Below are 12,777 nucleotides of genomic sequence, written 5' to 3' on the forward strand. Positions count from 1 at the left end.
TCCGCACTACATCCGCCCCATGCGTCGGGCCAGCGCGTCGAGCACTCCGTTGACGAACTTCGCGCTTTTCACGGTTCCGTAGCGTTCTGCCAGGCGCACGGCTTCCTGAATCACGACGCGCGGCGGCGTCTCGCCACGCTGCAATTCCGCGGCTGCCATGCGAAGCACGCAACGATCGATCACGCCGAGTCGCTCGAGTCGCCAATTGGTAGTGACGTCTGCGAGTTCGTTGTCGAGTTCCTTACCGTGATCGATGATCGTGCGAACCAATTGGCTCGCGATCTTCCGTTCGTCCGGTGGAACGGAGAGATCGTCCCAGATCTGCGTCGCTACGCGTTCGAGACGTTCCTCTTCACGAAGGTCCCACGCATACAAGGCCTGGAGTACGCGCGCTCGCGCGCGGGTTTCAACTCTCGTCCGAGGCATCCAATCGCTCGAAGAGGTCGGCCATCTCGAGCGCTGCCAGCGCCGCATCCCATCCCTTGTTGCCATGCACGCCGCCGGCACGAGCTTCAGCCTGCGCATTGTCGTCACACGTCAGCAAACCAAAGCCGATGGGCGTGTCGAACTCGACGCTGGCCGAGGCAAGTCCGCGCGACGCTTCGCCCGCGACGTACTCGAAGTGCGGCGTACCGCCGCGAATCACGGCGCCTACGGCAACGAGTGCATTGTATCGCTCGGTGGCGAGCAGCCGCCGCGCGGCGATCGGGAGCTCCCACGCGCCGGGAACCCACACCACGTCGACGTCGTCGACCGCAGCGCCGTGGCGAACGAGAGCGTCGAGTGCCCCGTCTACCAGGCGCTCGACGATTTCGTGATTGAATCGGCTAGCCACAACCGCGAACCGCCGGTGCTCGCCGGTCGGTGTTCCGGAGAATTCAGCCATTACGATGCGAGCAGATGGCCGAGCTTGTCGCGCTTGGTGCGCAGATACTCGGCGTTCTCATCATGCGCTGGCTGGACGATCGGAACGCGCTCGCCAAGACGCAGACCATAGCCTTCGAGACCTACCATCTTGCGCGGATTGTTGGTGATTGGACGAATCGACTTGAGGCCAAGGTCGAGCAGGATCTGCGCCCCAATGCCGTAGTTGCGGAGGTCGGGTTTGAAGCCCAACTGCTCGTTGGCCTCGACGGTGTCGGCGCCTCGATCCTGGAGTTCATAGGCCTTGAGCTTGTTCAACAGCCCGATGCCCCGCCCTTCCTGATCGAGATACACGATCACGCCACGGCCCTCGGCGGCAATCATTTCCATTGCCTTGTCGAGCTGCCATCCGCAGTCGCAACGCAGCGAGTGAAATACGTCGCCGGTGAGACACTTCGAGTGCATGCGCGCGAGGACGTCTTCACCGTCGCCCACCTCGCCGTACACGAGTGCGACGTGCTCGCTCGCGTCGACATCGTTCTTGAAGCCGACGATCCGCCATGCGCCGTGATCCGTTGGCAAGCGCGCCTCCGCGACGCGGTGGACCAGACGCTCGGTCTTTAGACGGTAGGCAACGAGCTGCGCGACGGTGATGAAGGTGATGCCGTATTCCTTCGCGAAGGCTTCGAGGTTCTGGCGTCGTGACGACGAACCGTCCTCATTCAAGATCTCGCAAATCACGCCAGCCGGACGAAGGTCTGCCAGCCGCGCGAGGTCGACGGCTGTTTCCGTGTGGCCGACGCGCTGTAGCACGCCGCCTTCGCGCGCGCGAAGCGGAAAGACGTGCCCACCGTGGCGGAGGTCCGACGGCACGGCGGCCGGGTCGACGGCAACGCGAATAGTCGTCGCGCGATCCTGCGCGCTGATGCCCGTCGTGACGCCAAAGCGTGGGGAGGCATCGACGCTCACGGTGTACGCGGTGCGGTAGTCGTCGAGATTGGTCTCGGTCATTGGAGCCAAGCCGAGCGCGTCGACGCGGTCACCGCTGAGGGCCAGGCAGACCATGCCGCCAGCCTTCTTGATCATGAAATTCACCATCTCGGGCGTCACGAGCTGCGCCGCGCAGATGAGATCTCCCTCGTTCTCGCGATCCTCGTCGTCCGCGACGATGACGAACTTCCCCGCGCGGATGTCGGCGACCGCCTGCTCTATCGTTCCAAAGACCATGATGATTCCCTAAGCAAACGCTGAACGTATTTCCCGAGCATATCGGCTTCGACGTGCACCTCGTCGCCGACCGTGAGGTCGCCGAGTGTGGTGTGCCGCAACGTGTAGTCAATCAGCGACAATTGGAGCGCGCCCGGCGCCGGCAGATCGTTCACGGTGAGGCTCACGCCATCCACCGCGACCGACCCATGCTGTACCATAAGCTCGGCTAGGCCAGGGGGCAGAGCAAGGTCGATGAGCCTGGCATCGCCCTGTTGACGGACACTCACGACGCTGGCAACCCCGTCCACGTGCCCCTGCACGAAATGGCCGCCAAGGCGGTCGCCCACACGAAGGGCGCGCTCCAGGTTCACACGACGCCCGCTCTGCCAGCCGCCGATCGTCGTACGGCCCAGCGTGGTGACAACGGCGCGCACCGTAAACCACTGCTCACCATGCTCGACGACCGTCAAGCATGCGCCGTTGACCGCGATGCTCTCACCGTCGGCGAAGTCGCGGTAGCGGCACTCGATCCGAAACTCGCGTCCGGTATCAGTGTCGGCCACGCGCACAATCGATCCAACGTCGTCGATCAGTCCGGTAAACACGGGATTTCGTGAAGTACGTAGGTAGTCATGGTGTCTTCGCCAATCCGACGCGTGTCGGCTATTCGGAGTTGCGAAAGCGACGTGGAAAAACCGACAGGCGCGAACTCGAACGCCTTCGGGGCCCCGTCGCCCAACACCAGCGATGATCGAAAGATAGTGAGGCGATCCACGAGCGATTCGCGCAGAAATGCCCCCGACAATCGCGGCCCTGCCTCGACGAAAAGCGACCGAACGCCGGTGGCGCGAAGGCGCACCAACGCCTCTGGTAGCGACGCGCAGATCTCGATGTCGATGCCAGCGCGTCGAAGGGTCTCGAGTGCCTCGGTAGGCGCTCGGGCGCTGACGATCAGCGTCGTCGGGATCGCTGCCGCCGAGCGGACCAACTTCGACGTTGTGGGCGTACGCGCGTCCGAGTCGAACACGATTCGCCGTGGCGGAACTCGCGGCGCTGGCGCATCGCGAACGGTGAGTTCTGGATCGTCGGCGAGCAGCGTGCCAATCCCCACTGCGATCGCGTCGGCGTTCGCCCGCTGTCGATGAACCTCTCGGCGCGACTCGGGACCTGTGATCCAGCGGTGCACGCGGGTGGGATCGGCCACAGCCTCGTCGGCAGACAGCGCGAGCTTCAGCGTGACCCACGGCCGATCTGACGACTGCGCGTGGAAGAACGGCGCGTTGAGTTCGAGCGCCGCCGCTTCCTCGATCCCGACGTCGACGGGAATACCGGCGCGCCTCAGCTTTTCCGCACCGCCGTAGGCGACACGACTCGGATCGCGCGTGGCGATGACGACGCGACTAATCCCCGCGGCGATCACCGCGTCCGCGCAGGGGGGCGTTTTTCCGTGATGCGCACACGGCTCGAGCGACACGAACATCGTTGCTCCCCGTGCGCGATCGCCCGCCGCACGAAGCGCATTGATCTCGGCATGTGCTTCGCCGAAACGCTCGTGGAAACCTTCGCCCACGATGGCATCGCCGGCAACGATGACGGCGCCGACCATTGGGTTCGGCGCCGTCTGCCCCCACCCGCGCGCGGCAAGCGCCAGCGCGCGCTGCATGTACCGTCGATCGAGCCCCGTTCCGGGAGCAGCCGGCGAACCGGCGCCGGAGGGCTCGTTCATCGCGCTACCAGCCGAACCGGAGGCCGAGTGATGCGTACAGCCGCGAATCGTCCTGGGCGCCGCTCGAGAAGGTGTTCGTGGGCGTCGGGAATGAGCCGCCAGACACCTGTCCAATTTCGCCGACGAGTTTGACAACTGTCATGTTGATCGACACGTCGGCGAACATGTTGTTGCGCGTGACCGACTGCGACATCGCAACAGGCGCAAACGTGCTGCCCACGGTGCCAATTCCTGGGAGCGTGATTCCCTTCAGCGTTCCGGATACCGTCGCCGACTCATCGTACGTGTCACGTCCGTAGCCTGCAGCAAGGCCGAATCCGATGAAGTTCTTGTTGGCCACGACGCGCCAGGCCGATGTCTTCACGTCGGCCTGATCGATGCTGAGATCGACGAACGTCGACGTCCCGCGAATCGTCGTCGTCGGCAAGTCGCGACGAATGTACGTCACGCCGATGCCGGGCACGATTAGAGATTCCTGAAGTAGCCCGACACGCGCGCCAAAGCCGAATTTGAAATTCGTTTTCGGGTCGACCTGAACGTCGTTGTTCGCGCTGCCGAACTTCGGGATGTACGCCGCGTTCACGAGCAGATCGACTCCACCCACGTTGGTGAGCCCCAGCGGAATTCCGGAGAATAGACCAACCGCCAGATCGACCACTGGAAGCCCGGCCGCCTGACTCTTGCTCGGCAGCACCTGGCCCGATTGTGGTTGAGTGATTCGCGGCGCGGGGAACTTGTTCACCTGGGGGAGGTCACCGAAGAACGCGTTCGCGCGAACGCCGACCGCGAAATGTCCAATGCCGCCGAGCACGCCACCCTGGCCCATTGTGGCATTTCCGCCGGTGAGCGCGACTCCGAGCTGCGGCGCAAGGAACTGAAAAACGTCCACGGCCTGAATGCACGCATCGTGATTCGCGTTCTGCAGCGCCGCGCTGGCGCTGAACGCGCCGGTATTCACGGCTGGACAGCTATTCGCCTGCGCAAACAACACGTTGGCCGACAGCGAAGCGATGCCGGCCAACACGAGGTATTTCTTCATCGACTGCTCTCCCTAGGAAAGAATGACCTGACCAGTTCCCTGGGTGATGTGCCCCAGCCGCCAGGCGCTGACTCCGTGCGCCCGCGAAGCCTGTATCAGATCCGCGGCGTCCGATTCGGCGACAATCACCACCATTCCGACGCCCATGTTGAACGTTCGGAACATTTCGCGCCGATCGACGCCGCCGGCTCTTTCCAACTGCCGGTAGACGTTCGGGATTTCCCAGCTCGTCGTCTCTACAACTGCGTCCAACGTCGGTGGAAGCGCGCGGTTCAGATTACCCGGCAGCCCCCCGCCCGTGATGTGCGCCATCGCACGCACCTTCGACAGAACCGGCTTGAGCGCCGCCAGGTACGACCGATGGACCGCGAGGAAGATCTCCGCAACCGTCTTATCCTCACCTGGAAAGCGATCGTGAACGCTCAACTTCATGCGTTCACTCAAGATACGCCTCGCCAGTGAGTAACCGTTTGTGTGAAGACCACTGCTCTCCAGCCCCACTAGAACGTCACCCTCTCGCACCCGCTGCGCGCTCAGAATCGCGTCCTCGTCCACATACCCGACGATGAATCCCGCCAGGTCGTAGTCAGGCGGTGTGTACACGCCCGGCATCTCGGCAGTCTCCCCGCCAAGGAGCGCGCACCCGTTCTCCCGGCAGCCCGCCGCGACGCCGGCGACGACCGCTTCGACCACGTGCGGTTCGAGCGCGCCGAACGCGACATAGTCCAGGAAGAACAGCGGACTGGCACCCTGCACGAGAATGTCGTTCACGCAGTGGTTCACCAGGTCGTGGCCCACCGTGTCGTGCTGCCCCGCTTCGATAGCCAGTTTGAGCTTGGTGCCCACACCGTCAGCGCTCGATACGAGCACCGGCTTGGGGACGTCCGTCGGCACGCGGAACATTCCGCCGAAGCCGCCGAACTCACCGCGCGTTCCCGCCGTGAGGGTCGAAACGACGTGCGCTTTGATGCGCGCCTTGGCGTCATCGGCCGCATCGATGTCGACGCCGGCCGTGCGATAATCCAGCGGATTGCTCACTCGATATCCTGCTCGAAGCTGGTGAGTCGGTAGAAGTCAGCCACACGCGCGCGAATTTCCGCCGGCGTGATCTCGATCAGGCGGTTCACGGAGAAACGCTCGACGGCGAATGAACCCATCGCGGACCCGTGCACCACGGCGCGGCGTAAATTCGCTTCCGAGATGTCGCCACTGCGGGCGAGATAGCCCATGAATCCACCAGCGAACGAATCGCCCGCGCCGGTCGGGTCGAACACCGACTCGAGCGGATAGGCCGGCGCGAAGAAGATGTTCGACTCGGTGAACATGAATGCCCCATGCTCGCCCTTCTTGATCACGACCATCTTCGGGCCGCGCGCCATGATCCATCGCGCCGCCTTCACGAGGTTGAACTCCTCGGTGAGCTGACGCGCCTCGGCGTCATTCAGCGTGATGAGATCGACGCGCTTCAGCAACTCGAGCAAATCCTGACGGCGACTCTCGATCCAGAAATTCATCGTGTCGCACGCCACGAGCTTTGGCTTCGAGACCTGCGTCAGCACGTCGAGCTGCAGCCGCGGATCGATATTGCCGAGGAACACGAACGGCGCTGAGCGAAACTGCTCGGGAATTTTCGGCCGGAAATTCGAGAAGACACCGAGGTGCGTCTCCAGCGTCTCCGCCGCATTGAGATCGTGCCGGTACCGACCGCGCCAGCGGAACGACGATCCCTCTGCCCGCTCGAGGCCCGCGAGATCAACCGGCCGACCCTTGAACGCCGCTTCGAGCTTGTCGAGCGGATAGTCCGAGCCAATCACACCAACGAGTTGCACCGGGGCCAGGTGGCTCGCCGACGCGGAGAAGAACGTGCCGGAACCACCGAGCACGTTGTCTGCCTTGCCGAACGGCGTCTCCACTGAATCCAGCGCAACGGATCCTACGACGAGAACGGTCATGTGCGGGGATGCGGGAAGCAGTAAGCGAGGATCACATGCGCTCAGGCGCAGTGATTCCCAACAGTGCAAGTCCGTTGCGCAGCACCAACTGCGACGCGCGCGCCAGAACGAGTCGAGCGTTCATGATCGGCGCCGGCTCGTTGAGCACGTGCGCCTTGTGATACCAGAGGTGAATCTTCGACGCCGTGTCATGCAGGTACGTCGCGACGCGGTGCGGCTCGAGCGCCTCCGCAGCGCCCACGATGAGCGACGGGTAGTCGAGCAGAGCTTTCATGAGTTCCTGCTCTTCCGGCAACGTCAACACCGACAGATCGACGTCCACGCCCGTGATCGACTCCGCATCGATCTCACCGACGCGGAAGATTCCCGACACGCGCGCGTGCGCCATCTGGATGTAGTACACCGGATTCTCATCCGACTGCGCACGCGCGACGTCGACGTCGAACACGAGTTGCGAATCGCCCTTCCGCATCAGGAAGAAGTATCGCACCGCATCGCGGCCAACTTCGTCGATGAGGTCGCGCACGGTGACGTAACTGCCAGCGCGCTTCGAGATCTTCACCTCTTCGCCACCGCGCATCACCGTCACCATCTGGTGCAACACGTAGTCGGGATAGCCGACGGGAATCTCGATGCCAAGCGCCTGCAGTCCGACGCGAACCCGCGTCACAGTGCTGTGATGGTCGGCGCCCTGCACGTTGATGGCGCGCTTGAAGCCGCGCTCCCACTTCGTGATATGGTACGCGACGTCGGGCAAGAAGTACGTCGGCTCGCCGCCCTTCTCCGCGCTACGGCGCATGACGCGATCCTTGTCGTCGCCGAAGTCCGTGGTTTTGAGCCACAGCGCGCCATCTTTTTCGTACGTGTGCCCCGCCGCAACCAACCGATCGAGCGTGTCGTCGACGCGACCGTCGGCGTACAATGAGGATTCAAGAAAGTAGACGTCGAACTTCACGCCGAACGCCTGCAGATCGCGATCCTGTTCCTTGCGCAGCTCTCGCACCGCGAACTGCCGCACGAAGTCGAGATCGTCGGCATTCGGATCCGACGAATGCTCGTCGATGTAGCGCTGCGCGAGGTCGCGAATGTACTCGCCGTGATAGCCACCTTCGGGAAGCGCGACGTCGACGCCACCGAGTTGCCGAACGCGCGCCTGCACGCTCAGCGCGAGATTCATGATCTGTGCGCCAGCGTCGTTGTAGTAAAACTCTCGCGTGACGCGCCAACCGGTCACGCCCAACAGCGACGAGATCGCGTCGCCAAGCGCAGCCTGACGTCCGTGACCAACGTGCAGCGGTCCCGTCGGATTCGCGGACACGAACTCGACGTTCACGCTGCGCTGCTGCCCGGCGTTCGATCGTCCGTACTGATCGCCCGCGCCAATCAGCGCGCGCAGCCCCTCGGCGAAGACGTCAGCCGATACGCGAAAATTGATGAAGCCAGGGCCGGCAATATCCGCCGCGCTGATGCCTGCGCGCGCAAAGTCGATGCGTTCCACGAGCGCTTGCGCGAGATCGCGCGGCTTTTTGCCGAGCGGCTTGGCTAGCACCATGGCGAGACTCGTCGCCCAATCGCCGAACGACGGATCGCGCGGACGTTCGATGACAGGTTCGACAGAATCAGGCGCGCCGAGCGATTGCGCGGCGCGAACGAGTTCTGCGCGGAGCAGTTCAGTACCGTCCATTATTTGTCCGACTTTGGGCTCGAGGAGCTCGACGAACTCGTGCTCGACGTCGATGCGGGCTTTGACTCGCTCGGCTTCGATTCAGTGGATTTCGATTCGCTCGCTTTCGATTCGCTGGGCTTCGACTCCGAACTCTTCGACTCGCTCGGCTTGCTTTCACCCTTCGACTCGGACGACGATCCTCCCTCAGACGACTTCGACGAATCGCCACCGCCACTCCCACGGTGCGCGTTCTTGCCGTAGTCGGTCAGGTAGAAACCAGAGCCCTTGAACAGCAGGCCCGCACCCGCCGACATCTGCCGTTCTGCGATCTTCCCGCACGTCGGACATTCGACTTCGGCCCCGGCATCGCTGATCTTGCGATAGAACCGTTCGAACAGATGTCCATCGGGACAACGATACTCGTAAGTCGGCATTTGGCTAAGACTTAGGGGCGAGCGGGCAAACCTCAAAGCTAGCCGCAATCGGCAGTGCGTTCAAGCGGGCCGATAGGTCTGCCAACAGTCGCGAAACGTATCGGCAATTTCGCCAACGGATGCCCGTGCGCGAACCGCGTCGACAATCAACTCCATCAACGGCTCGCGGGCACCAGCGCTCGTCGTGTACGCCGGCGCAGCGGCGCGAAGGGCGTTGAGCGCTTGCTCCACCTGCGCAGGGTCACGCTTCGCACGCACCGCGCGGACGCGCTCGACCTGGCCGCGCTCGAGCGCCGAATAGTCGGGCGTCGGAATCTCCGGCGGCGGCGAATCATCCGTGAACTTGTTCACGCCAACGATTACCGTGTCGCCGCTCTCGACGCGCATCTGAAATTCGTATGCGCTCCGCGCAATCTCTTCCTGAAAGAACGACGCCGCGATGGCCTTTGCCGCGCCACCGAGTTCGTCGACCTTCGCCAGCAACTCCGTAGCACGACGCTCGAGTTCATCCGTGAGCGATTCGATGTAGTAGCTACCAGCCAGCGGATCGACTGTGAGTGCCGCGCCCGATTCGTGCGCGATGATCTGCTGCGTGCGAAGCGCGAGCGTCGCCGCTTCGGCGGTCGGCAGCGACAGCGCCTCGTCGTAGCCATTGGTATGCAACGACTGAGTGCCGCCAAGTACTGCGGATAGAGCCTGCATGGCGACGCGCACGACATTGTTCAGCGGTTGCTGCGCCTGAAGCGTCACGCCGCCCGTCTGCGTGTGAAAGCGCAAACGGCTGCTCGAGTCGTTGGCGCTGAAACGTTCGCGCATGATCCGCGCGTAGAGGCGGCGCGCCGCACGGAACTTCGCGACCTCCTCGAAAACGTCGTTGTGCGCCGCGAAAAAGAACGACAGTCGCGGTGCGAACGTGTCCACACTCAGCCCTGCCTCGAGTGCGCGCGTGGCGTACTCGATGGCATTGGCGAAGGTGAACGCCAACTCCTGAACCGCGGTCGCTCCCGCTTCGCGAATGTGATAGCCCGAAATGGATATCGGATTCCAGTTCGGAACATCGGCCGCGCAGAAGCGAAAGATTTCGGCGATGAGCGCCAGACTTGGCTCGGGCGGATAGATGTACGTTCCGCGCGCGATGTACTCCTTGAGGATGTCGTTCTGAATGGTGCCGCTCAACTTGTCGCGCGCGATTCCGCGTTCCTCCGCAACGACGATGTACATCGCGAGCAGCGTCGACGCGGTGGCGTTGATCGTCATCGACGTCGACACCTTGTCGAGCGGAATCGAGTCGAGCAGGACGTGCATGTCCTCGACCGTGTCGATCGCCACACCCACGCGGCCGACTTCGCCAAGCGCCCGCGGAGAGTCGGAATCGATCCCCATCTGCGTTGGAAGGTCGAACGCGACGCTCAGCCCGGTTTGACCCTTGTCGAGCAACAGCCGGAAACGGCGATTCGTCTCGGCCGCCGTTCCAAAGCCGGCGTACTGCCGCATGGTCCACAGACGGCCGCGGTACATCGTCGGCTGAACGCCGCGGGTGAACGGGAACTCACCGGGGTCGCCGAGATCGCGCCCATAATCGATGGGAGCGCTATCGGGACGGTAGACAGCTTCTACGGGAAGGCCCGAGGGAGAGGTCTTCGTGGGATCTGGCATGGCGAAGTGTGAGGCGCGTCTGCAAGATAATCGCTATGGTGAAACACGGGCGAACACCGGAGCGTTTGGATCGCTACCGGTGGAACCTGGTGCCATGTCCCTTCCCCTTCGACCGTGCCCGCGCGAGGAATTCGATGACGCGTTTTCATTTCACAACTCTCACGACGATCGCGCTCGCGGGCGCAACGACCGTGGGAGCACAGAGCAAGCGGCCGATGTCGTTCAACGACATCATGGAGCTGAAGAACGTCGGCTCGGTCGCGATGTCGCCAGACGGATCGACGATCGCCTACACGGTGAGCGCGTGGGAGCATCCGAACGCGCGCCCTGCTGATCCAACGAAGCCCGATACTTCGAAAGGCGATCGCCACGACGTGCGATCGCACGTCTGGCTGGTGTCTGCAAGTGGCGGTGCGCCACGCCAACTCACCTTCAGCGAGCGCGGGGAGTCCGGCCCAGCGTGGTCGCCCGACGGCAAGTCGCTGGCGTTCCTCTCGGCGCGCGGCACGGGCGAAGCCGTCAAAACGCAGATCTGGATTCTGCCGATGGGCGGCGGCGAAGCGTACCAACTGACGACATCGAAAGAAGCGATCACTGGTTTCGCCTGGTCCAAGGACGGGCGGCGCATCGCATTCCTCGCGGTCGACACCCTTCCCAAGATCGACGACGCCAAGCGCGCGCGTCGCGACGATCCACAGATATTCGAGGGCGGTCAGCGCCTGTCGCACGGGTGGGTCGTAGACGTCGCATCGAAAAGCGGGAGCGAAATCCTGCACGGCAATTACACCGTGAAGGGCGCACCGGCGTGGTCGCCCGATGGACAATCACTCGCCTTCGCGGCGTCGCCGTCGATTCTGCTGCGCGAAACGCGCACCGACGCGTATGTCGTGAACGTTGCGACGAAGGCGGTGCAAACGATCTCCACGAAGTCGGACGTTCAGGGTACGCCTGCCTGGTCGCCCGACGGAAAGACGCTCGCGTACGCAACGCTTCCGCAATCGCATTCGCCGCGCGCCGATAGCATCTCCGACGTGCAGATCGGCAACAACCATCTTCTGTTGTACGATGTTGCCGCGCGCACGACCAAGGATGTCTACGACGCAAAAGCCGACGTGTCGGCTGGCGCGCCGGTGTGGAGCGTCGACGGAAAGTCGATTCAGTTTTCGACCGGCGAGCGTGCGTTCAACGCGGTGTACTCGTACGACGTCGCGAGCGGCAAGCTCACGCGCGTCGTGGACAAGCTGCTGCTGCGCGGCATCTCGTCGTCGGCCGACGGTCGCACGGTTGCCTTTGCGATGGACACGCCGAATGCGCCCGCCGATGTATTCGTGAGCGATCCGACATTCGCATCACCGCGCAAACTCACCGACATCAATCCGCAGGTGCGCGATCTCGCCCTCGGCGAAACCGAGATCGTGACGTGGAAAAGCACCGACGGTACGCCGGTCGAAGGGATTCTCGTGAAGCCCGTGGGCTATCAGACTGGCAAGCGCTATCCGCTACTGGTCGAAGCGCACGGCGGTCCAACGGGAGCTACGAACGCGGGCTTCAAGGCGAATTGGGGTTCTCCGGGCCAAGTGTGGGCCGGCGAAGGGTGGGCCATTCTCTACCCGAATCCGCGCGGCAGCACTGGCTACGGCGAGAAGTTCACGCGCGCGAACATCATGGACTGGGGCGGCGGCGACTACCGCGACATCATGACGGGCGTCGACGACATGATCAAACGCGGCTTGGCCGATTCCACCAAGATGGCGTTCGAGGGCTGGAGCTACGGCGGCTATATGACCGCGTGGGTCGTGAGCCAGACCAGCCGCTTCAAGTCAGCTCGCATGGGGGCCGGTCTCTCCGATCTGCAGAGCATGTACGGCACGACTGACATTCCCGGATACATCGGCACGTTCTTCAGCGGCGCGCCGACGCAGAAGACGCTCGACTTCTATCGCGCGCGTTCGGCGATCACGTTCGTCGATCAGGTCACCACGCCGTTGCTGATCCTCCACGGCGGCAGTGACGAGCGCGTACCGGTCGGACAGTCGATGGAGTATTACCGCGCCATTAAGGATCGCGGCAAGCCCGTACAGCTCGTGTTCTATCCGCGCGAAGGACACGGCCTCGGCGAGTACTACCACCAGCTCGACAAGATGCAGCGCGAAAGCGACTGGATCACGAAGTACACGATCGGCACGGTGAAGCCGGTACCGTGATGCAGCGTCGGGCTGACGGCAGACTGC

Annotated in this window: 12 protein-coding genes; 1 reads left to right on the forward strand and 11 read right to left on the reverse strand. The window is 63.3% G+C overall.

Translation table 11 applies throughout. The features are described 5' to 3' along the window. Window positions 1-6: 6 nt before the first annotated feature. Genes nusB through AC6H4Z_RS14465 form a run of 11 tightly spaced genes read right to left on the reverse strand, consistent with a single transcriptional unit; the run spans window position 7 to window position 10,546 of the window. Entirely contained in the window at window positions 7-426 is a 420-nt protein-coding gene (gene nusB, locus AC6H4Z_RS14415; RefSeq protein WP_497542653.1) for a transcription antitermination factor NusB, read from the reverse strand. Continuing rightward, complete coding sequence (gene ribH, locus AC6H4Z_RS14420; RefSeq protein ID WP_497542654.1) at window positions 407-886, reverse strand: 6,7-dimethyl-8-ribityllumazine synthase; 480 nt, start codon at window positions 884-886, stop codon at window positions 407-409. The genes nusB and ribH overlap by 20 nt, the downstream gene beginning before the upstream one ends. Further along, the gene (locus tag AC6H4Z_RS14425; RefSeq protein ID WP_497547052.1) at window positions 886-2,094 is read right to left on the reverse strand and encodes a bifunctional 3,4-dihydroxy-2-butanone-4-phosphate synthase/GTP cyclohydrolase II; all 1,209 of its coding nucleotides are present in this window, start codon (window positions 2,092-2,094) and stop codon (window positions 886-888) included. Before AC6H4Z_RS14425 ends, ribH begins: the two co-directional genes overlap by 1 nt. Continuing rightward, the gene (locus tag AC6H4Z_RS14430) at window positions 2,073-2,642 is read right to left on the reverse strand and encodes a riboflavin synthase (RefSeq protein WP_497542655.1); all 570 of its coding nucleotides are present in this window, start codon (window positions 2,640-2,642) and stop codon (window positions 2,073-2,075) included. The genes AC6H4Z_RS14425 and AC6H4Z_RS14430 overlap by 22 nt, the downstream gene beginning before the upstream one ends. Before the next feature lie 20 nt (window positions 2,643-2,662). Continuing rightward, window positions 2,663-3,799, reverse strand: coding sequence for a bifunctional diaminohydroxyphosphoribosylaminopyrimidine deaminase/5-amino-6-(5-phosphoribosylamino)uracil reductase RibD (ribD, locus tag AC6H4Z_RS14435; RefSeq protein ID WP_497542656.1), 1,137 nt, complete (start codon window positions 3,797-3,799; stop codon window positions 2,663-2,665). 4 nt (window positions 3,800-3,803) lie between these two features. Continuing rightward, on the reverse strand, window positions 3,804-4,838 hold the full coding sequence (locus tag AC6H4Z_RS14440; protein ID WP_497542657.1) for a hypothetical protein: 1,035 nt from the start codon (window positions 4,836-4,838) through the stop codon (window positions 3,804-3,806). Between the two features lie 12 nt (window positions 4,839-4,850). After that, entirely contained in the window at window positions 4,851-5,876 is a 1,026-nt protein-coding gene (gene purM, locus AC6H4Z_RS14445; RefSeq protein WP_497542658.1) for a phosphoribosylformylglycinamidine cyclo-ligase, read from the reverse strand. After that, on the reverse strand, window positions 5,873-6,790 hold the full coding sequence (locus AC6H4Z_RS14450; protein ID WP_497542659.1) for a PfkB family carbohydrate kinase: 918 nt from the start codon (window positions 6,788-6,790) through the stop codon (window positions 5,873-5,875). The genes purM and AC6H4Z_RS14450 overlap by 4 nt, the downstream gene beginning before the upstream one ends. 31 nt (window positions 6,791-6,821) lie before the next feature. After that, window positions 6,822-8,474: an arginine--tRNA ligase gene (gene argS, locus AC6H4Z_RS14455; RefSeq protein WP_497542660.1), complete on the reverse strand. Its 1,653-nt coding sequence runs from the start codon at window positions 8,472-8,474 to the stop codon at window positions 6,822-6,824. Next, a complete protein-coding gene (locus AC6H4Z_RS14460) occupies window positions 8,474-8,890 on the reverse strand; it encodes an FmdB family zinc ribbon protein (protein ID WP_497542661.1) in 417 nt (138 codons plus the stop codon). The genes argS and AC6H4Z_RS14460 overlap by 1 nt, the downstream gene beginning before the upstream one ends. A gap of 60 nt (window positions 8,891-8,950) precedes the next feature. Next, window positions 8,951-10,546, reverse strand: coding sequence for an acyl-CoA mutase large subunit family protein (locus AC6H4Z_RS14465; RefSeq protein WP_497542662.1), 1,596 nt, complete (start codon window positions 10,544-10,546; stop codon window positions 8,951-8,953). Window positions 10,547-10,680: 134 nt separating this feature from the next. Here AC6H4Z_RS14465 and AC6H4Z_RS14470 point away from each other — a divergent pair, with 134 nt between their 5' ends. Then, entirely contained in the window at window positions 10,681-12,750 is a 2,070-nt protein-coding gene (locus tag AC6H4Z_RS14470) for a S9 family peptidase (RefSeq protein ID WP_497542663.1), read from the forward strand. The last annotated feature ends 27 nt before the right edge of the window (window positions 12,751-12,777 follow it).

It is taken from the genome of Leucogemmata humicola, from assembly GCF_055379415.1.

Bases quoted from the DNA above. Each gene is read 5' to 3' on its own strand.
- AC6H4Z_RS14440 (WP_497542657.1), bottom strand. From the start codon at position 4,838: ATGAAGAAATACCTCGTGTTGGCCGGCATCGCTTCGCTGTCGGCCAAC.
- AC6H4Z_RS14465 (WP_497542662.1), bottom strand. From the start codon at position 10,546: ATGCCAGATCCCACGAAGACCTCTCCCTCGGGCCTTCCCGTAGAAGCT.
- AC6H4Z_RS14460 (WP_497542661.1), bottom strand. From the start codon at position 8,890: ATGCCGACTTACGAGTATCGTTGTCCCGATGGACATCTGTTCGAACGG.
- ribH (WP_497542654.1), bottom strand. From the start codon at position 886: ATGGCTGAATTCTCCGGAACACCGACCGGCGAGCACCGGCGGTTCGCG.
- AC6H4Z_RS14470 (WP_497542663.1), top strand. From the start codon at position 10,681: ATGACGCGTTTTCATTTCACAACTCTCACGACGATCGCGCTCGCGGGC.
- argS (WP_497542660.1), bottom strand. From the start codon at position 8,474: ATGGACGGTACTGAACTGCTCCGCGCAGAACTCGTTCGCGCCGCGCAA.
- AC6H4Z_RS14450 (WP_497542659.1), bottom strand. From the start codon at position 6,790: ATGACCGTTCTCGTCGTAGGATCCGTTGCGCTGGATTCAGTGGAGACG.
- ribD (WP_497542656.1), bottom strand. From the start codon at position 3,799: ATGAACGAGCCCTCCGGCGCCGGTTCGCCGGCTGCTCCCGGAACGGGG.
- nusB (WP_497542653.1), bottom strand. From the start codon at position 426: ATGCCTCGGACGAGAGTTGAAACCCGCGCGCGAGCGCGCGTACTCCAG.